The 20,371-nt window shown below is 62.1% G+C and carries 15 protein-coding genes; 5 read left to right on the top strand and 10 right to left on the bottom strand.

Annotation, left to right across the window (positions count from 1 at the left end; all coding sequences use genetic code 11):
- A complete protein-coding gene (locus QOL81_RS01580) occupies positions 1 to 2,067 on the bottom strand; it encodes a carbon starvation CstA family protein (protein WP_047730578.1) in 2,067 nt (688 codons plus the stop codon).
- A gap of 385 nt (positions 2,068 to 2,452) precedes the next feature.
- Between QOL81_RS01580 and QOL81_RS01575 the strand changes: the two genes are divergently transcribed.
- A complete protein-coding gene (locus tag QOL81_RS01575; protein WP_060418549.1) occupies positions 2,453 to 3,616 on the top strand; it encodes a M20 aminoacylase family protein in 1,164 nt (387 codons plus the stop codon).
- A gap of 29 nt (positions 3,617 to 3,645) precedes the next feature.
- Complete coding sequence (locus QOL81_RS01570; protein ID WP_070915146.1) at positions 3,646 to 4,956, top strand: MFS transporter; 1,311 nt, start codon at positions 3,646 to 3,648, stop codon at positions 4,954 to 4,956.
- A 65-nt stretch (positions 4,957 to 5,021) separates the two neighbouring features.
- Here QOL81_RS01570 and QOL81_RS01565 read toward each other — a convergent pair whose 3' ends face one another.
- Together QOL81_RS01565 and gloA are read right to left on the bottom strand one after the other, a co-directional pair.
- The gene (locus QOL81_RS01565) at positions 5,022 to 6,956 is read right to left on the bottom strand and encodes an exoribonuclease II (protein WP_060418556.1); all 1,935 of its coding nucleotides are present in this window, start codon (positions 6,954 to 6,956) and stop codon (positions 5,022 to 5,024) included.
- A gap of 187 nt (positions 6,957 to 7,143) precedes the next feature.
- Positions 7,144 to 7,671 (bottom strand): lactoylglutathione lyase, encoded by a 528-nt coding sequence (gloA, locus tag QOL81_RS01560; protein ID WP_015378023.1) that lies wholly within the window; start codon positions 7,669 to 7,671, stop codon positions 7,144 to 7,146.
- A 99-nt stretch (positions 7,672 to 7,770) separates the two neighbouring features.
- Between gloA and QOL81_RS01555 the strand changes: the two genes are divergently transcribed.
- On the top strand, positions 7,771 to 8,625 hold the full coding sequence (locus QOL81_RS01555; protein ID WP_060418559.1) for a LysR family transcriptional regulator: 855 nt from the start codon (positions 7,771 to 7,773) through the stop codon (positions 8,623 to 8,625).
- A gap of 15 nt (positions 8,626 to 8,640) precedes the next feature.
- Here QOL81_RS01555 and QOL81_RS01550 read toward each other — a convergent pair whose 3' ends face one another.
- On the bottom strand, positions 8,641 to 10,947 hold the full coding sequence (locus QOL81_RS01550; RefSeq protein ID WP_060418562.1) for an FdhF/YdeP family oxidoreductase: 2,307 nt from the start codon (positions 10,945 to 10,947) through the stop codon (positions 8,641 to 8,643).
- Positions 10,948 to 11,229: 282 nt separating this feature from the next.
- On the opposite strand from QOL81_RS01550, the gene dacD reads away from it, so the two are divergent.
- Positions 11,230 to 12,399, top strand: coding sequence for a serine-type D-Ala-D-Ala carboxypeptidase DacD (dacD, locus tag QOL81_RS01545; protein WP_060430144.1), 1,170 nt, complete (start codon positions 11,230 to 11,232; stop codon positions 12,397 to 12,399).
- Between the two features lie 64 nt (positions 12,400 to 12,463).
- Complete coding sequence (locus QOL81_RS01540; RefSeq protein ID WP_025303008.1) at positions 12,464 to 13,369, top strand: LysR family transcriptional regulator; 906 nt, start codon at positions 12,464 to 12,466, stop codon at positions 13,367 to 13,369.
- 43 nt (positions 13,370 to 13,412) lie between these two features.
- Here the strand turns inward: QOL81_RS01540 and QOL81_RS01535 are convergent, their stop codons facing one another.
- From QOL81_RS01535 to sapA, 6 genes are all read right to left on the bottom strand, one after another.
- Entirely contained in the window at positions 13,413 to 14,597 is a 1,185-nt protein-coding gene (locus QOL81_RS01535) for a CMD domain-containing protein (protein ID WP_070915149.1), read from the bottom strand.
- A 421-nt stretch (positions 14,598 to 15,018) separates the two neighbouring features.
- Entirely contained in the window at positions 15,019 to 15,831 is an 813-nt protein-coding gene (gene sapF, locus QOL81_RS01530) for a putrescine export ABC transporter ATP-binding protein SapF (protein ID WP_033648455.1), read from the bottom strand.
- Position 15,832: 1 nt separating this feature from the next.
- Complete coding sequence (gene sapD, locus QOL81_RS01525; protein WP_019452674.1) at positions 15,833 to 16,825, bottom strand: putrescine export ABC transporter ATP-binding protein SapD; 993 nt, start codon at positions 16,823 to 16,825, stop codon at positions 15,833 to 15,835.
- Complete coding sequence (gene sapC, locus QOL81_RS01520) at positions 16,825 to 17,715, bottom strand: putrescine export ABC transporter permease SapC (protein WP_060418571.1); 891 nt, start codon at positions 17,713 to 17,715, stop codon at positions 16,825 to 16,827. Before sapC ends, sapD begins: the two co-directional genes overlap by 1 nt.
- Complete coding sequence (sapB, locus tag QOL81_RS01515) at positions 17,702 to 18,667, bottom strand: putrescine export ABC transporter permease SapB (protein WP_004930575.1); 966 nt, start codon at positions 18,665 to 18,667, stop codon at positions 17,702 to 17,704. Before sapB ends, sapC begins: the two co-directional genes overlap by 14 nt.
- On the bottom strand, positions 18,664 to 20,313 hold the full coding sequence (gene sapA, locus QOL81_RS01510; RefSeq protein WP_070915151.1) for an ABC transporter substrate-binding protein SapA: 1,650 nt from the start codon (positions 20,311 to 20,313) through the stop codon (positions 18,664 to 18,666). The genes sapB and sapA overlap by 4 nt, the downstream gene beginning before the upstream one ends.
- Positions 20,314 to 20,371 lie beyond the last annotated feature (58 nt).

Genomic DNA, 20,371 nt, shown 5'->3' with positions numbered 1-20,371 from the left:
TTAGCTGCGGCCGGTTTCTTCCCTAAGCGCGGCGCTCACCTCATGCGCCGTCGGCTGTTCGGCACGCAGCGCCCGGCGGATCGCGAAGAAGGCGGCGATCAGCATGGTTACCGCCACCAGCATAAAGAACCCGCACAGCGCGGCGTTGATTTGGTTGCTGAACACGATGGTCTCCATGTCTTTCAGCGATTTGGCCGGCGCAATGATCGTGCCTTGCTCAATGCCGGTGGAGAATTTCTTCGCCTGCGCCAGGAAACCGATGCTCGGTTTCTCGTGGAAGATTTTCTGCCAGCCGGCGGTCATGGAGGTCACGAACAGCCAGGCGGTCGGCAGGATGGTAACCCAGGCGTAACGCTGTTTTTTCATCTTGAACAGCACCACAGTGCCGAGGATCAGCGCCATCGATGCCAGCATCTGGTTGCCGATGCCGAACAGCGGCCACAGGGTATTGATGCCGCCGAGCGGATCGACCACGCCTTGATACACGAAGAAGCCCCAGCCGGCTACCGCCACCGTGGTGCCCGCCAGATTGCCGAACCAGGAACGGTTGTTGGCCAGCTGTGGCACCGCCACGCCCACCAGATCCTGCACCATAAAGCGGCAGGCGCGGGTACCGGCGTCGACGGCGGTCAGGATGAACAGCGCTTCGAACAGAATGGCGAAGTGGTACCAGAAGGCCATCATCGCCCGGCTGTTGAACACCTCGCTGATGATGTGCGCCATGCCCACGGCGAAGGTTGGGGCACCGCCGGCGCGCGACAGGATGGAGTTCTCACCTACCTCTTTGGCGATCAGCGCCAGCGTTTCCGGCGTGACGATAAAGCCCCAGCTGTTAATGACCTGCGAAGCATTTTCCACCGTGGTGCCGATCAGCGCCGCCGGTGAGTTCATGGCGAAGTAAACGCCCGGATCCAGCACCGAGGCGCAGATCAACGCCATGATGGCGACGAAAGACTCCATCAGCATGGCGCCGTAACCGATAAAGCGAATGTGGCTTTCGCGTTCCACCAGCTTGGGCGTGGTGCCGCTGGAGACCAGCGCGTGGAAGCCGGAAATGGCGCCGCAGGCGATGGTGATGAACAGGAACGGGAACAGGGCGCCGGCGAACACCGGGCCGCTGCCGTCGATGAAGCGCGAGACCGCCGGCATTTTCATCTCCGGCATGGCGAAGACGATGCCGATGGCCAGGCCGATGATGACGCCGATTTTCATAAAGGTGGAAAGGTAGTCGCGCGGTGCCAGCAGCAGCCACACCGGCAGCACCGAAGCGACGAAGCCGTAGATCACCAGCACCCAGGTCAGGGTGGTGCCGTGCAGCGTGAAGAACGGCCCCCAGTAAGGATCTTGCGCCACGTTGCCGCCGTAAATAATCGCCAGCAGCATCAGCACGAAGCCGATCACCGAGATTTCAGCGATCTTGCCCGGCCGGATAAAGCGCATGTAGATGCCCATGAACAGGGCGATCGGGATGGTGGCGGCGATGGTGAACAGCCCCCACGGGCTGTCGGCCAAGGCTTTTACCACCACCAGCGCCAGCGCCGACAGGATGATGATCATCACTCCCAGCGCGCCGAGCATGGTGATTACCCCGGCGAACGCGCCCAGCTCTTGCTTGGCCATTTCCCCCAGCGAACGTCCGTCGCGGCGTGTGGAGATGAACAGCACCAGGAAATCCTGCACCGCGCCGGCCAGCATAACGCCGACCAGGATCCAGATGGTTCCCGGCAGGAAGCCCATCTGCGCGGCCAGAATCGGCCCCACCAGCGGCCCGGCGCCGGCGATGGCGGCGAAGTGGTGGCCGAACAGCACCCATTTGTTGGTGGGCACGTAGTCCAGGCCGTCGTTGTGGCGTTCTGCTGGGGTCAGACGGCGGTCGTCCAGTTCAAAGACCTTGTCGGCAATGAACCGGCTGTAGAAGCGGTAGGCGATGCTGTAGCAGGCGACGGCGGCGACCACCAGCCAGACGGCGTTGACGTGTTCGCCGCGGCTGAGCGCCAGCATGGCGAAGGCGAAGGCGCCGACCAACGCCACCAGCAGCCAGATAAGTCCTGACCTGATGTTTTTCATGAAACAACTCCTTGGCGTACAGAGGTAAAAATCGACGTTGTTATTAGGAATGACGTTTTAACAGTAGAAGTTTTGCCGCCGAACCGCGGCAGGTCGGATGAGAAATGTGAAGCAGGTGGGGTTTTAGTGTAAAAACAACGTGATGAAACCGCGTTGGCGCAGGCTGCCGCCCATGCAACCCCCGGCAGTTATTCATTCTGCATTTTCACGGCGCGTACAGCGAATCATCGTCGTTTTTTATTCGGGCACGGCGTCTGGCGAATTATTATTTTATCTGTCGAGGCGTGCCGAAATAAAATCATCCGTGCCGTGTTATACCTTTATTTCAACCCGCAGGTTTAATCATTCATAAAATAAATAATAAAGTCACGAAAGGAATTTAATTATGATAAATAAAATCATCGAAGGGTATTTACCGCAGCTCACGGCCATTCGGCACGATATTCATCAACACCCTGAACTGGGTTTCGAAGAGTTTCGCACCAGCGATCTGGTGGCGGATTATCTGAATTCGTGGGGCTATGAGGTGCACCGCGGATTGGCGGGCACCGGCGTGGTGGGCACGCTGCGGGTGGGCGACGGCGTTAAACGCCTCGGGCTGCGCGCCGATATGGACGCCTTGCCGATCGAGGAGAACAACGGCAAGCCCTGGAGCAGCAGCGTGGCCAACCGCATGCACGCCTGTGGCCATGACGGCCACACCACCATGCTGCTCGGTGCCGCTCGTTACCTGGCGCAAACGCGCAACTTCAACGGCACGCTGCACCTGATTTTCCAACCGGCGGAAGAGATGCTGAACGGCGGCGCGCGCATGGTCGAACAGGGGCTGTTCGAGCGCTTCCCCTGCGACGCCATCTTCGCCATGCACAACATGCCGGGGATGCCGCTCGGCGAGTTCTTCTTCCAGCACGGCCCGTTTATGGCCTCGATGGATCAGTTCAACGTGCGGGTGCAGGGGCGCGGCGGCCACGGTGCCATTCCGCAGCTGACGGTCGATCCGGTGCTGGTGGCTTCGCATATCACCGTCGCGCTGCAGAGCATCGTTTCGCGCAATATCGATCCGCTGGAGGCGGCGGTGATCACCGTCGGCAGCATCAAGGCCGGTGAGGCGGCCAACGTGATCCCGGACAGCGCGGAGATGAAGCTCAGCGTGCGCTCGCTGGATCGCCAGGCGCGTGCCACCTTGCTGGCGCGCATTCCGGCGCTGATCGAAGCGCAGGCGGCAAGCTTCGGCGCTCACGCGGTGGTGGAACACGTTAACGGCACGCCGGTACTGGTCAACGACGAAGCGATGACCCGTTTCGCCCACCGCGTGGCGCAGCAGCAGTTCGGCGATGACCGCGCACACTACGGCGCCCGGCCGCTGATGGGCAGTGAAGATTTCGCCTTCATGCTCGATGCGCATCCGCAGGGCTGCTACCTGATCATCGGCAACGGCGATGGCGAAGGCAGCTGCATGGTGCATAACCCGGGATATGACTTTAACGACGGCTGCCTGGCGGCCGGCAGCCAGTATTGGGGAGCGTTGGCGGAAGCGTATTTAAAATAAACTCGAAAATAATAACAGGGAAGGTAATGATGAGTGAAAATACGGCTGAAACCCAGGCGGCAATAATATCGGCCCCGAAGGCCGGCGGCAAAAAGGTCATATTCGCCGCCTCCTTCGGCAATGCGCTGGAGTTTTTCGATTTCGGTATTTATAACTTCTTCGTTATTTACATCAGCGTATTGTTCTTTCCGCCGTCCAGCGATCCGCATCTGGCGTTGCTGTTGGCGTTTGCCACGTTCGGCGTCAGCTTCTTCATGCGGCCGCTGGGCGGCATTCTGATTGGCGCCTATGCCGATCGCCATGGCCGCAAGCCGGCGATGATCCTGACGATTTCCTTGATGAGCCTGGGCACGGCGATGATCGGTTTTGCGCCGACCTACGCCAGCGCCGGCTATTGGGGAACCGTCACGCTGGTGGCGGCACGCCTGATCCAGGGCGTGGCGGCGGGCGGCGAGGTGGGGGCATCGATGTCGTTGCTGGTGGAGTCGGCGCCGCCCAACCGGCGCGGCTTCTATTCCAGCTGGTCGCTGGCGACGCAGGGCATCGCTACCGTGGTCGGCGGCGTCACCGCGCTGGCGCTCAGCGCGGCCTTGCCGGTGCTTTCCGGTGAGCCGAACGCTATGGCTGAGTGGGGATGGCGCATTCCTTTCTTTATCGGCGTGGCGCTGGCGCCGCTCGGTTGCTGGCTGCGCCTCGGGTTGGAGAGCGATCGGCCGTCGGTGTCGCGAGCCCACGAGCCGCCTGCGCAGTTGCGCCAGCACTCGCGGGCGGTGGTGCTCGGCGTGATGTTGACCATCGGCGCGACCGTCGCCACTTACATCTCGATGTATTATCTCGGCACCTACGCGGTGAAATACCTGGGGATGGCGCAGGCCTACGGCTATGCCGCGATGCTGCTGGCGGGCCTCGTCACCTTCGGCGGCAGTCTGCTGGTCGGGCACTGGTGCGATCGTTACGGCCGTTTGCCGCTGATCCGTGGGTCGCGGATCGCGATTCTGATCGTGGCCCTGCCGGCATTTTGGTGGCTGAGCGCGGTACCGCATCCGGCGGTGCTGCTGCTGATTGTCGCGGTGCTGGTCGGGTTGACCACGCTCGGTTCGGTGCCGACCATGCTGATGATTTCGGAGCTGTTCCCGCAGCGCATTCGGGCGCTGGGGTTTGCCTTGGTCTACAGCCTCGGGGTGGCGATCTTCGGCGGCTTCGCCCAGTACATCGCTTCGCAGTCGATCGCGCTGAGCGGTTCGCTGCTGGCGCCCGCCGTCTATCTGATGCTGGCGACGCTGGCTTCGCTGGCGGTGCTGCCGCTGCTGCGTGAAACCGGCGGCGAGCCGCTGCGCTAGTCGAAAAAAAACGCCGGCGGTTTTCACCGTCGGCGTTTTGCGTTGCGGCCGTTTCAGGCGGGCGTTCAGGCCGCCGGACGGGCGATCACGCTGCGGGTTTCCATGCGCACTTCGGCGATGGTGACCTGCAAGGTGTCGCTCTGGCGGTAAACCACTTCACCCTTGATCTGCACGGTGCCGGTTTCCTGGCTGCACTGCATCTCGTCGCGCACCGCGTGAATAAACGGTGCCGGGATGAAGGCAACCGCACCATTGTCCAGCAGGCGCACGCGCAGGCCGCCGCGGGTCACGTCGATGATCTCGGCGTTGAAGCGGGTATCGGTACCGGCCTTGTCCTGCAGGAAGCGGGCGTACAGCCAGTCGCCGACGTCGCGCTCCGCCATGCGGTTCAGGCGGCGGCGTTCCGCCAGCTGCACCGTGACGTCATCCTGCGGTTTTTCTGCCGGCTGCTGGTTGATGATCGCCTTCAGCAAGCGATGGTTGACCATATCGCCGTATTTACGGATCGGTGATGTCCAGGTGGCGTAAGCCTCCAGACCCAGACCGAAGTGTGGCCCCGGCGTGGTGCTGATCTCGGCGAAGGTCTGGAAGCGGCGGATGCGGCTGTCGAGGAACTGGGTCGGCTGCGCATCCAGGTGGCGGCGCAGTTCGCAGAAACCGTCGAGGGTCAGCAGCTTCTCGGCCTCGGCTTCCACGCCGTTGGCCTGCAATACGGTGACCGCTTGCTCGACCAGAGCAGGATCGAAACCGGTGTGCACGTTGTACACGCCGAAGCCCAGGCGATCGCGCAGCACGATGGCGGCGCAGACGTTGGCGGCGATCATGCACTCTTCAACGATGCGGTTGGCGCTGCGGCGTTGCTCGGTAACGATCTCGAGCACGTCGCCTTTTTCACCCAGCACGAAGCGGTAGTCCGGGCGGTCTTTGAACACCAGCGCATGCTGATGGCGCCAGGCGTTGCGCGCGTCGCAAACGCGCTTCAGCAGGGTGATTTGTTGCGCGATGGCGTCGCTCGGCGGCTGCCAGCCGGCAATGCCTTCCAGCCAGTCGGAGACTTCGTCGTATACCAGCTTGGCTTTGGATTCGATCTCGGCGGCGAAGAACTGAATATCCTCGCCCAGCGCGCCGTCGGCGGCGATGGTTACGCGGCAAGCCAGCACCTGGCGGCGCTCGTTAGGGCGCAGCGAGCACAGGTTGTCCGACAGATCGCGCGGCAGCATCGGGATGTTGAAGCCCGGCAGGTAGTTGGTGAAGGCGCGCACGCGGGCGATATCGTCCAGCTTGCTGCCTTGTTCGACGTAGGCGGTCGGATCGGCGATGGCGATGGTCAACTGCAGCGAACCGTCGCCGTTGTCGGTCACATACAGCGCATCGTCCATGTCTTCGGTGCTGGCGCTGTCGATGGTGACGAATTCGAGCGCGGTCAGGTCTTCACGCACCAGCGCAGCGGCCGGCTCGCTGAGAGCCTGCATCTCCGGTGCCTCTTTCTCCAGGTTGTGACGCGCCAGCGTCACCCACCACGGGGCGAAATGGTCTTCACCTTCGGTGATAAAGTGGGTCAGATCGGCGTTGAAGCTGCGATCGCCTTTCAGCGGGTGACGGCGCATTTCCGCCACCGCCCAGTCGCCGGCCTGGAAGTTGTGGGTCAATTCACGCACCGGGCGGCACGGAATCGCATCTTTCAGCAACGGATGATCGGGCACGATGGACAGACGGTCGTCGCGCTTTTGCACGCGGCCGACAAAGCGCGACAGGAACGGCTCGACCAGGGTTTCCGGCTCGGCGATTTCGCGCTCTTTCTCGGTGTGCAGGGTGGCGATAATGCGATCCCCGTGCATGACTTTCTTCATGTACGGCGGCGGAATGAAGTAACTTTTTTGACCGTCTACTTCAAGAAAGCCAAAGCCTTTCTCAGTCCCTTTCACTACGCCTTCAACGCGCGGGGTCTGAGAGTGAAGTTGCTGTTTAAGCTGCGCCAGCAGCGGGTTATCTTGAAACATATCGTCCAGTGAATGGGTTGTGAGTGGCAAGATTTGCGGCTGACAGTTTTACGCGAATCACCCGCTGCGAGCAAGCCTAACGTCACGGAACCCCGCGTTGCCACGCGATTTTGCGCAAGAATGGTCAATCGGAGTGCTATCGATGGAAAACCCCGGCGCGAAGGCCGGGGTGGAGGGCGGGTGGCGATCAGTCCCGCAGCGGCGTCGGCTGCAGGATTTCAATCCAGTAATCGTCCGGATCGCGAATGAACGCCACGTAGTTCATACGGCCTTCATGCAGGCGCTTTTGGAAGGTGACGCCGAGGCGCTCAAACCGCTCGCAGGCGGCGCGCACGTCCGGCACCGTGACGCACAGGTGGCCAAAACCGCGCGGCTCACCGTTGCCGTTGTGGTAGTGGAAATCGGCCTGATTTTCGGTGCCGTGGTTATGGGTCAGCTCGAGAATGCCCGGCTGGCTCAGCGCCCAGCGTTTGCGCTCATCGTCGTCCTGCGGTATCTGTTCACGCGGGCTGCGTGTCAGGTAGCAGATGGTAAAAGCGGCTTCTTCGAACGTTTCCAGATAGACCGGGGTAAAGCCCAGCACGCGGGTGTAGAAATCCAGCGCTTTGGTCAGATCCTTCACGCGGATCATGGTGTGGTTGAACACGTAACCGTCGGTTACCGCGTCCGGTTGGGCCGCCACGCCGGGCAGCGTCAGTAGATCATTCAGTGGCATCAGAGATCCTCCTCAGGGTGTCGGCAGACTGTAGGTGAAATCGATGCTAATCTAAAGTGATTGTTTTTAACTAAAACACTAACTAAAAGTGAATGATAGATGAAGCTGAGCCAGCTGAAGTTTTTCTGTACCGTGGTGGAGCACAAAACCATCGCCGCGGCCGCGCGCGAGCTGCACTGCGTGCCTTCCAACGTCACGCTGCGGCTGCGCGAACTAGAGGAGTCGCTGGGCGGCGAACTGTTTTTCCGCGACAAGAATCGGCTGTACGTCAATCCCAAAGGGCGGCTGTTCTATCAGCAGGCGCGCGACATTGTGGCGCAGGCGGAGCGCAGCAAGCAGCTGTTCGCCGGCGAGCATCAGCGTGGGCTGCTGAACCTCGGGGCGCTGGATTTCTCGCTGGTCAGCCATTTGCCGGCGCGCATTGCCCGGCTGCGCCGTTTACAGCCTCATCTGCACATCAACGTGCTGAGCCGCGACTCGCTGGTGCTGGAACGCATGCTGATCGACAGCGATCTCGACCTGGCGATCACCGACGGCCCGATTGAACATCCGCTGCTCGCCAGCCAAAAGGCATTCGATGAACGGCTGGTATTGTTGATGCCGGCCGATGCAGGGGAACCCGACGCCGCCACGCTGGCGCCGCTGGAGTTTTACACGTTCAGCCGCGAATGTTCGTTTCGTCTGAAGGTGGATCACTGGCTGGCCTCGCGTGGGCTGAAACCGCGCATGACGCTGGAAATGGAGTCTTATACCGCGATGGCGGCCTGCGTACAGGCCGGTTGTGGTGTCGCCTGCGTCCCCGGTTCGTTGCTGCCGCTGATCTTGCCGGCGCCGGGGCTGAAGGTGGTGGAAATGGGCGAAGAGGGGCTGAGCGACCTGTATTTCGTCTGGCGACGGCATCAGCTGTCGGACGAGTTGCAGACCATCCTGGGGATATTGGCGCACCCGGCGTGAACCGGGCGCGCATTTTCAGGCGATGCGCAGCGAAGGTTGCTGTTCGCTGCGGCGGATCACCACCGGAATCGACTTCGAGGTCGGGGTACCGGTACCGTCGCCGAAGCTGGCCAGTGGCACCAGCGGGTTGGTTTCCGGGTAGTAGGCCGCCAGGTTGCCACGTGGAATGTCGTAACTCACCAGCTTGAACCCGTCCACTTTGCGCACCACGCCGTCGTTCCACAGGGTTTCTATCTGTACCCGTTCGCCATCCTGCAGGCCCAGCGCCGCCAGATCCTCCGGATGGATGAACAACACTTCACGTTGACCGTAAACGCCGCGGTAGCGGTCATCCAGACCATAGATGGTGGTGTTGTACTGATCGTGCGAGCGCAGCGTTTGCAGGGTGAACGGCGCTTTCTCGCTGCCCAGCTGTGGGAACAGGGTGGTCGGCAGCGCGGCGGCGCTGAATTCCGCCTTGCCGCTCGGCGTGGCGAAGCGCAGTTCGGCGGCGGCATTGCCGAGGTAGAAACCGCCGGGCTGGTCGCAGCGCCGGTTGAAATCTTCGAAGCCGGGAATGGTAGCGGCGATGTGATCGCGGATCAGCGAATAGTCGTCGGCCAATTCCAGCCAGTCCAGCTGCTGGGTGCCCAGCACCGCGTCGGCGATGCCGCAGACGATCGCCGTCTCCGAACGTTGGGTCTCCGCCAGCGGCTTGCCGATGCCTTCCGAGGCGTGGACCATGCTGAACGAATCCTCGACCGTAATGTACTGCGAGCCGCTGGCCTGCATGTCCAGCTCGGTGCGGCCGAGCGTCGGCAGGATCAGCGCGTCTTTACCGGTCACCAGATGGCTGCGGTTAAGCTTGGTGCTGATATGCACCGTCAAATCGCAGTTGCGCAGGGCGCGGGCGGTGCGTTCGGTGTCCGGCGCCGCGGCGGCCAGGTTGCCGCCCAGCGCGATCAGCACTTTCACTTCGCCGCGCAGCATCGCTTCGATCGCTTCCACCGTGTTGTGGCCCAGCGCGCGATTGGCGGTGAAGTTAAAGTGGCGCTCCAGGCTGTCGAGCAGCGCCTTCGGCGACTTCTCGTCGATCCCCATGGTGCGGTTACCCTGGACGTTGCTGTGGCCGCGTACCGGGCACAGGCCGGCGCCCGGTTTGCCCAACTGCCCGAACAGCAGCTGCAGGTTGGTGATTTCACGCACCGTCGCAATAGAGTGTTTATGCTGAGTCACGCCCATCGCCCAGGTGCAGATCACCCGTTCGGCGCCCTGATAGGTGGCCGCCGCCTGGCGCAGCTGCGCCTCGCTCAGGCCCGACTGCGCGGTAATGGTCTGCCACTCGGTGGCGTCTACCTGCGCCAGGTAAGCCTCCACGCCGACGCTGTGCCGTTCGATAAACGCCAGGTCGAACAGGGCGGGCTCGCCGGAGGCTAAACGCTGACGGTGGGTTTCCAGCAGGGCTTTCACCATGCCGCGCACCGCCGCCATATCGCCGCCCAGATTCGGCTGGTAATAGGAAGAGCTGATCGGCGAGGATTTTGGCGTCAGCATCTGTACCGGATCCTGCGGATCGGCGAACCTTTCCAGCCCGCGCTCGCGCAGGGTGTTGAAGCTGACGATGCGCGCGCCGCGTCGGGCGGCGTTCTTCAGGCTGTGCAGCATGCGCGGGTGGTTGGTGCCGGGGTTTTGGCCAAACACGAAGATGGCGTCGGCCTTTTCGAAGTCATCGATGCGGATGGTGCCTTTGCCGACGCCGATGCTCTGCTTCAGCCCGACGCCGCTCGCCTCGTGGCACATATTGGAGCAGTCGGGGAAATTGCTGGTGCCGAGCATGCGGCCGAACAGCTGATAAAGGTATGACGCTTCGTTGCTGGCGCGGCCCGAGGTATACAGCTCGATCTGGTTCGGGTTGTCCATGCCGTTGATGTGTTTGGCGATCAGCGCCAGCGCGTCCGGCCAATGGATAGGTTCATAGTGGTCGGTTTCGGCGTTGTAGCGCATCGGATGGGTGAGGCGACCCTGATACTCGAGGAAATAGTCGCTCTGCTGCTGCAGCGTGCTGACGCTGTGGGCGGCGAAGAACTCAGGCTCCACGGCGCTGCGCGTCGCTTCCCAACTGACCGCTTTGGCGCCGTTTTCGCAGAAGCTGAAGGTGCTGTGATTGTCGTCGCCCCAGGCACAACCGGGGCAGTCGAAGCCGCGAGCTTTGTTGACGCGCATCAGGTTGCGCATGTTTTTTAGCGTTTGTTTACTGTCGAGGACAAAGCGGGTGGTGGCTTCAAGCGAACCCCAGCCGCCCGCCGGGCCGGTATAAGGCTTGATTGACGGTTTGAATTTCATGGTGACACTTCGCAGGTGGTTGTAGCTAAAAAGTAAACGCTTTTTTATGCGTCTTGCGTATTTATGTCACAAGTTTAGGGGCGCTGCGGGGTGGCGTCTAATCGAATGGGGCAATGGCGGCATAGAGCGCATCTATCGCCGGCGGGCGGTGCCGTAAACAAATGGTTGCATAAAGACACCCGCTGCAAAAGAGTAATGGTTTCGTCTGAAAGTGAATTCATGCAGTCTATCTCGCGGATTATATTGGCATTTTATTCAGCCTGCGGGCCTGAGGAACACAGCGTGAAGCGTTCAGTATCAGTGGTAATCGGCGGCATATTGCTGCCTTTAGCGGCGCAGGCGGCGGAAACGACGCCCAATTTTCCTACCATGACCCCGCCGGCGATAGACGCCGCCTCTTACGTTTTGATGGATTACACCACCGGCCAGGTGTTGGCCGCCGGCAATGCCGACGAACGGCGCAACCCGGCCAGCCTGACCAAACTCATGACCGGGTTGGTGATCGACCACGCGCTCGATCAGCACAAGATTGGCCTCGACGATGTCGTCACCGTGGGGAAAGACGCCTGGGCGCAGGGCAACCCGGTGTTCAAAGGATCTTCGTTGATGTTCCTGAAGCCAGGTGACAGGGTCACGGTTCGCGATCTCAGCCGCGGTATCATCATCGATTCCGGCAACGACGCCTGCGTAGCGATGGCGGATTATGTGGCGGGCAGTCAGGCCAACTTCGTCAAGCTGATGAACGAGAAGAGCGCGCAGCTGGGCCTGCAGAACACCCATTTCGAAACGGTACACGGGCTGGATGCGCCGGGGCAGTTCACCACCGCCGGCGATCTGGCGGTGATTGCGCGCGCCATCATCATGAGTGAACCGGCGGAATACCATATGTACAGCGAGAAGTCGCTGACCTGGAATGGTATCACGCAGCAGAACCGCAATGGCCTGCTGTGGGATAAGACGCTGCACGTCGATGGGCTGAAAACCGGGCACACCGCCTCGGCCGGCTTCAACATCATCGCCTCCGCCACCGAAGGGGATCGCCGCCTGATCGCCGTGGTGATGGGCGGCAAAAGCGCTAAAGGGCGTGAGGAGCAGGCGCGTAAGCTGTTGACTTGGGGGCTGCGCGACTTTGCCACCGTACACCTGTTCAGCGCCGGCCAGAGTCTGGGGGAAGAGCCGGTCTGGTACGGCGAGAATCACCGGTTACCGGTCGGTAGCGCGCAAGAGCAGTCGCTCAGCCTGCCGAAAAGCGAGGCGGACAAGCTGAAGGCGCAGTACGTGATCAATGCCGCACGGCTGGAAGCGCCGATTGGCAAAGGGCAGACCGTTGGCGAGATCCGCATCAGCGACAATGGCCAGGTGGTGAAAACCTTGCCGCTGGTGGCGCTGCAGGCGGTGCCGCAGGGCGGCGTGTTCTCGCGCCTGGTGGATTACGTGAAGCTGAAGCTCTGACTCGCCGGGCGGACGAAGGTGCCCGGTGGTATACTGGTGCGAATGCCGATCATTGAGCCGCGCTATGGATATTAAACAACTGATTTATTTGTGTAATTTAGAACGAGAACGTCACTTCGGCCGGGCGGCGGAGGCCAGCTTCGTTAGCCAGCCGACGCTATCCATGCGATTGAAAAATCTGGAAAAAGAGCTGGGCGTTTCGCTGATTAACCGCGGCAACCATTTCGGCGGTTTTACCGCCGAAGGCGAGCGGGTGCTGGCGTGGGCCCGTGAGATCGTCTCGGTTTACCAGGGGCTGAAGCTGGAGGTGGAGTCGCTCAAGCACGGCTTGCACGGCACGCTGCGCCTTGGCGTGGTGCCGCAGTGCAGTATCTCGGTATCGGAAATGCTCAAGGCGGTCAGCGAGCGTTACCCGCATCTCGATTACCGGCTGGCGGTGCTGAGCGCCGATCAGCTGCTGGAGGCGCTGACGGCGCATACCGTTGACATCGGCATCGGCTTTTTCGAGCTGTCGACCTTAAAGGAGCTGCACTTCCAATCGCAACCGCTGGTGGAAACCGGCGTCGAGCTGGTATTTCATCCGCAACACTTTCCGAAGCTGGTGGGCGATACGCCGTTGCCGCTGGAGGCGGTTGCCGCTTTGCCGCTGTGCCTGGCCGAGCCGACGCGTTATTTCCGCCGCTATCTCGATCAACACTTCCGCGACGCCGGGTTGACGTTGCACACGCGGCTGGAGACCGCCTCGATCTTCCAACTGCTGGAGGGGATTTTCGTCGGCCTGGGCTGCGGGTTGTTTCCGCGCGGCCAGCTGCAATCGCCGCTGATGCCGGCGTTGCAGCGCCGTCCGGTGGCCATCGGCGCCATGCCGCGTCATGCGGCGGTGGTGGTCGATATGGCAGAGCGCGCCACGCCGTTGGCGCAAAAATTCTTCGACGCCGCCAGCGAGTGGCTGCGTCAGCAGAATGTCTAAAACGCGGCGTATTGCGGCCGGTAATCAGGCCGCGTAGCGGTCTTCAGTCGGCGGCGATGAAAGATTCGGCATCGCCCAGCGTTTGGCGCAGGCGATTTTCCCAGGCGTAGAGCGCGGCGGTGAGGATCACTTCCAGCGCCTGTGCCTGATTCAGACCGCTGTTGAACAACGGCTGCACGCTCTGCGGGGTGAATTTCTCCGGTGCGCGCGTCAGCTCGGCGGCGGTGTGGATCACCGCGCGTTTGACCGTGTCCTCGGTAGATGCCAATCCCTGAGGCAGCCCGGCGAACAGCGCCTGTACCAATCCGTCATCCTGCAATTCATGCGCCACCGTAGCCGCGCAGTAGCGGCTGCCGTTGATGCGCGAGACCGCCAGCGTCGCCAGCGCTTTCAATCGGCTCGACAACCCGCACCCTTCGGCATTGATGCCGTTAAACACGCCGTTGCGCTCACGCAGTGCGGCGGCATCGTGCGCCAGCAGCAGGTAATAAGATTCGGCGCGCGCCTGCGGGTGGCTCTGATCCAGCACGTCAAGCTGTTCGGCGGCGGCGGCTTCCGTGTCGATTGGCGGCAGTCGCGCAGTCCAGCTTAACTCTTCGGCACTGAAAGCGACGCCATCGGCGTCTTCGACGTTTGGGAAACCGGGCACCACCACCGCCGGTCGGCCGGCCAACGCCGCTACGCCCGCCACCACGCGCGCTTGGTAGCTGACAAAACCGATGACCTGCGAAAAGGTGACGATATCCGCCGGGCTCAGCCCGACGTCGCCAAGCTGCTGCAGCGCTCTGCGGCAAATCAGCGTGGGCTGGCTGGCGAGCTGGCGGGCGTATTGGGTGATCTGGGCGAGGCGGATATTGCTTTCCCGGGAGGCGTCCGGGCTGTGCAGCGGGGCGAGGCGGGCGGCGTAGTGGCTACAGAGCGACTGCACGCCGGTCACCTGAGCGACGGTCAGCGCGGTGCTGAGGCGATCATAGGGTGACAATGTCACGTGTCGTGATAGCGACACCTGGTCGGGAAACAGGGCGTGGTAACCGGCCTGCGAGGCGTTGAATACCCCGGCGCGGGCGCCGAGCGCAGCGTTTAACGCTTCATCGGCGAAGGCGCCCAACCCCAGCAGAAAACGATCGCGCAGGGTAGCCGCCTGCGGCTCCAGCGGCGCATCGCCCCGCACGCTGCTTTGGGTTTCGTGATACCACTGGGCATTATGTTGTCGACGGAGTCGTTCCATAGGGTCAATCCTTAATCATGAGCAACAGCCACCGGTGCGTGCGGCAGCGGCGGCTGGACAAAGAGTCAACATGCCCGCAGGCGGGGCGAAAGGCAGATTTAGCGCAGCTCATCGCAGCACAGCGCGTGGCCGTAAACAGAGAAACCGGCGGCCAGCGTGAGCAGAAACTGCGTGAGGCGGCGATGGCGAAGGCTGTTCATCAGTGCGATATCCTGTCGTATGAGAGGCTCAACGTAGGGGATATCCTCACCGATCGCCCTGGCGAGATAAAATAATGTTACGGACTAATCAATAACTGAAAGGAATAAAATATAAGGATATATAACAAGAATGTAATTTGTATGTGCGCTTTCTCGCTAAGCGGCAGGCACGCGCGGCAATAAAAAACCCGCCGCAGCGGGTTTGCATGTACAGCCGTGGCTCAGAAACGCCCGCCGTCGCGTCGCCAGGCGTCGGCGGTCAGCGCCTCGCCGAAGTGGCTGGCGATAAGTCGCTTGGTCAATTCGTGCAGCGGCGCCGCCAATACCTCGGCGGTGCTGCCGCGCTCGACGATTTCCCCTTCGTGCATCACCAGCACCTGGTCGCTGATATGCTTCATCATGCCGAGGTGCTGGGTGACATAGATATAGGAAATACCATGTTTTTCCTGCAGCTCAAGCATCAGGTTGATGATTTGCGAGCGCATCGACATGTCCAGCGAGGCCAGCGCCTCATCGGCGACGATCACTTTCGGCTGCAGGATCAGCGCACGCGCCAGCGCGACGCGCTGTTTCTGCCCGGAAGCCAGCATGTGCGGATAGTAGTAGGCGTGATCCGGCAGCATGCCGACCTGGCGTAATGTCTGGTTGATGCGCTGCTCGCGCTCGGCGGGTTCCAGACTGGTGTTCAGCCGCAGCGGCGCGTCCAGCAGCTGGCCGATGCGCTGGCGCGGATTGAGCGAGGTGCTCGGATCCTGAAAAATCATGCGAATGCGCTGGCTGCGATAGCGATAATCGCCGAATTCCAGCGGATGATCGTCGATCAGCAGTTCGCCGGCGGTCGGTTCCACCATGCCGGAGAGCATCTTCGCCAGCGTGGATTTGCCGGAGCCGTTCTCGCCGATTACCGCCAGCGTCTGGCCTTCGCGCAGGGTAAAGCTGACCGATTTCACCGCCTCGACGTGCTGGCGGCGGAACAGCCCGGTGCGGTAGCGGTAGGTTTTGCTCAGGTTGCGCACTTCCAACAGCGTTTCCATGTTATTGCTCCTCCATGTTCAGCGGGAAGTGGCAGGCGAAGAAGTGGTTTTTGACCGGGCGCAGGCGTGGTGTTTCGATGCACTTCTTCTGTGCGTAAGGGCAGCGCGGCCCCAGACGGCAGCCGATCGGCAGGTGTTCCAGCGAAGGAATGGCACCCGGCAGCGTGTTCAACCGGCTCTTGTGCGGCAGCGAGCGGCCGAAGTCCGGCATAGCGCGGATCAGCGCCTGGGTGTAAGGGTGGTGCGGCGCCGCCAGCAGCTCTTCGCACTGGGCGCTTTCCACCGTTTGCCCGCAGTACAGCACGTTCACCCGGTCGGCCCACTTGCTCATCATCTGCAAATCGTGGCTGATCAGCAAAATGGTGGTGTTGTTGTTCTGGTTGAGGCGCGCCAACAGGCGGAAAATCTGCGCCTGGGTGGTTGGCTCCATGGCGTTGGTCGGCTCATCGGCGATCAGCAGGCGCGGCTGGTTGGCCAGCGCGATGGCGATCATCACTTTCTGGCACTCGCCTTCGGTCAGCTCGTACGGGAAGCTGCCCATGATGTCGTCGTGATCCTTGATGCCGACGCGGTGCAGCAGTTCGATGGCGCGGCGTTTGCGCCAGTTGAAGCGCTGCCACCAGCGGCCCTTGTAGGTCCAGCCCGGAATGGCCTGCGCCAGCTGGCGGCCGATGCTCTCGGAAGGATCCAGACAGGACTGCGGCTCCTGGAAAATCATCGAGACGTTGTGGCCCACCAGCCTGCGCCGCTCGCGCGGGCTCAGCTGCAGCAGATCGATGTCGTCGAAGCGGAAACGGTCGGCGGTGACGCGCCAGTTGTCTTTGGTTACGCCGCAGATGGCTTTGGCGATCAGGCTCTTGCCGGAACCCGATTCGCCCACCAGGCCGCGCACCTCGCCCTCGGTCAGCGTCATGCTGACGCGATCGACCGCCTTGACCGGCCCTTCGGCGGTCATAAATTCAATCGTTAGATTGCGGATATCGAGTAACGGCATTATTCCACCCCGGCATTGATTGCGCGGCGCATACCGTCGCCTAACAGGTTAACCAGCAGCACGCTGACGAGGATGGCCGCGCCGGGCAGCATCACCGTCCAGGGCGCGACGTACACCAGCTCGAGCGAATCGCCGAGCATCGCTCCCCATTCCGGCGAAGGCAGCTGCGCGCCGAGATCGAGGAAGCCGAGCGCGGCGATATCCAAAATGGCCATCGACAGCGCGCGGGTGAACTCGGTCACCAGCACCGCCGCAATGTTCGGCATCACTGCGTACCACAGGATCTGCAGCGTGGAAGCGCCGTCGAGCCGCGCCGCCACCACGTATTCTTTATCCAGCTCGTCGTGCACCGCGCTGTAGATGGTGCGCACCATGCGCGGCAGCAAGGCGAGCCATACCGCCAGCATGGCGTGTTCAAGTTTAGGGCCGATAAACGCCACCACCACGATCGCCAGCAGCAGCGAGGGAATGGACAGCAGGGTATCGAGAATGTGGTTGAGCACCGCCGAGCGCAGCCCGTGAGTGACGCCGGCGAACACGCCGAGGATCACCCCGCAGAACGCCGCGGCCAGCGTCACCGCCAGCGCCGAGCCGAAGGTGGCGGCAGTGCCGGTCAGTAGCCGGCTGAGGATGTCGCGCCCGAGATCGTCGGTGCCGAGAAAGAACGACACGTTGCCGTAGCGCGACCAGGAAGGCGGCAGCAGCTGATAACCGAGGAACTGCTGATCCAGCGCGTAGGGCGCCAGCAGGCTACCGAACAGCGACAGCAGCAGCAGGGCGATCACGCCGTAAAAACCGATCATCGCCAGCGCGTCGCCGTAGAAAATCCGCCAGGTGTAGCGCAGCGGGCTCGGCATCTTTTTCTCGCGGTATACGTTATCGAAGGGCATACCATTCCTTATGTTTCAGCGGGTTGGTTGCCGCACCCAGAATGTCGGCCAGGACGTTAATGGTGATCACCAGCGTGCCGACCACCATGACGCCGGCGGAGATCGCCGCATAGTCCTGCTGGCGAATGGCGTTGATCAGCCACCGGCCGAGGCCCGGCCAGCTGAACACCACTTCGGTGATCATCGCGAGCGTGAGCATGGTGGAGAACTGCAGCCCCAGCTTGGGCACGATCGGCGGCAGCGCATTGTGCAACACGTGGCGGCGAATGATGGTGAAGCGCGACAGGCCGCGGGTGGCGGCGGCCTTGATGTAGTTTTGGCTCAGCACGTCGTCGGTGCTGATGCGCATCAGGCGCACCACTTCGGTGGTGGGCGCCACCGCCAGCGCGGCGATCGGCAGGATCATGTGGCGCAGGGCGCTGCCGATCATCTCGGCGCGGTACGGCGAGTCCGACAGCCAGGCGTCAATCAGCGCGAACCCGGTGATCGGCTTCACCTGATACAGCAGGTCGAAACGGCCGGAAACCGGCAGCCAGCCCAGGTGCAGCGAGAAGAACAGCATCAGCAGCAGTGCCAGCCAGAACACCGGCATCGAAAAGCCCAGCAGCGCGAAGGTGCTGATGGCGGTGTCCTGCCATTTGCCGCGCAGCACGCCGGCGATGATGCCCAGCGGAATGCCGATAAACAGCGCCAGGGCGAAGGCCAGCAGGCACAGTTCCATGGTAGCCGGGAACACTTCGCGCAGCTGTTCGCTGATCGCCTGGCCGTTGATGCTGGAGACGCCGAAGTCCCAGTGCAGCAGGCTGACGAAGTAGAACTGATAGGCGTCCAGCAGGGCGGCGCCGTTCAGCGGCGCGCGCGGCGTGAAATAGCTCAGGCTGAAGCTGACCAGCGTCAGGAAGAACAGCGTGATCAGCAGCAGCAGAATGCGGCGCAGGGTAAAGATAATCACTTTTTCACCTCCGGCGCGGATTCACGGTACACCCCGGCGAACGAGGCGTTGCCGAACGGGCTCAGCACCAATCCCTTGATGTCGTAGCGGTAGGCCTGCAGCCGCAGGGAAGAGGCCAGCGGCAGCACCGGCAGTTGCTGCTCGAGGATCTTCTGCGCCTTGCGGTAGTTGTCGATGCGCTGAGACAGCTGCTGCGACAACAGCGCGTTCTGCAACACCTCGTCGAAGCCCGGGTCACACCAGTGAGCATAGTTGGTTTGCGAACGGATTGCCGCGCAGCTCAGCAGCGGCCGGAAGAAGCTGTCCGGGTCGTTGCTGTCGGTGGCCCAGCCGGTCAGGGTCAGATCGTGGTTCATCTCCATCAGGCGCGCCTCCTGGAAGCGCCCCTCTACCGGCACGATGGTGACGTTGATGCCCACCTGGCCGAGATCGGCCTGGATCAGCTCGGCGGTTTTCAGCGGGCTCGGGTTGTAAGATTGCGAGGCGGTCGGCACCCACAGCTTCAGGTTCAGCTGGCCGACGCCGGCCTGCCGCAGCATCTCGCGCGATTTGGCCGGATCGTACTCGGTGACGTGCGCGTCGTTGTCATAGGCCCAGGAGGCGCGCGGCAGGATTGAGGCGGCGGTTTCCGCCGTGCCGTAATAGATCGACTGCATCAACCGCTGGTTGTTGATCGCCAGCGAGATCGCCTGGCGCACGTTGAGGTTGTCGAGCGGCGGTTTGCGGGTGTTGAACGCCAGGTAGGCGATATTCATCCCCGGGCGCAGCGTCAGGCGCAGGCGCGGATCGTCGCGCAGGATAGACAGCTGGCTGGCCGCCGGATAGGCCAGCACGTCGCATTCGCCGGTCAGCAGCTTGGAGAGGCGGCCGGTGCCGCCTGCGCCCAGATCGATCACCACCTGCGGCATGCGCGGCAGGCCTTTCCAGTAGGCGGCGTTGCGCGCCAGGCGAATATATTGCCCCGAGCGGTATTCATTGAGCAGGAACGGGCCGCTGCCGACCGGCTCGCGGTCGATCAGCTCCTGGTGGCCTTCGCGCGTCAGCGTGTCGGCGTATTCGGCGGACAGCACCGGCGCGTAGTGGGTCGCCAGGTGCCACAGGAACGAGGCGTCCGGCGACTGCAGGCGGATCTCCACCGTGTAGTCGTCGAGCTTTCTCACGTTCTGCACCGAATCGCCGAACTGCAGGCTGTCGAAATAGGGGTATTCGCCGCCGTTGACGTCGTGATACGGGTGCTTTTGGTCAAATACGCGCGCGAAGCTGAACACCACATCGTCGGCGTTCATCTTGCGGGTGGGCGTGAACCAGGCGGTGGTCTGGAACGGCACGTCCTTGCGCAGATGGAAGCGGTAGGTGGCGCCGTTGTCCAACACTTCCCAGCTTTGCGCCAGCTCGGGGATCAGCCGGTAGGTGTAGGGATCGACATCCAGCAGACGATCGTACAGCTGGGCGGCCAGGGTATCCACCGTCAGGCCGCTGCTGGCCATTTGCGGGTTAAAGGTATTCAGTATGCCGCTGACGCAATAGACAAAGCCGCTCTGGCGAATGTCCGGCAGCGGCGCCGCGGCGGGCGCGGGCGGTGTTGTCGCGGCCAAGGCGGAGCCGGTAAAGCACAACGACACTATCCAAAGGGGTAAACCACGCATAGAGGCTCATGGGTTAATCAGCAATAGCGTTAGTGTATCGCACTCTGACCGGCAGCCC

It is taken from the genome of Serratia sp. CC22-02, from assembly GCF_900182895.1.
GTDB lineage: Bacteria > Pseudomonadota > Gammaproteobacteria > Enterobacterales > Enterobacteriaceae > Serratia > Serratia nevei.
This window is presented reverse-complemented; position numbering and strand designations above follow the sequence as displayed.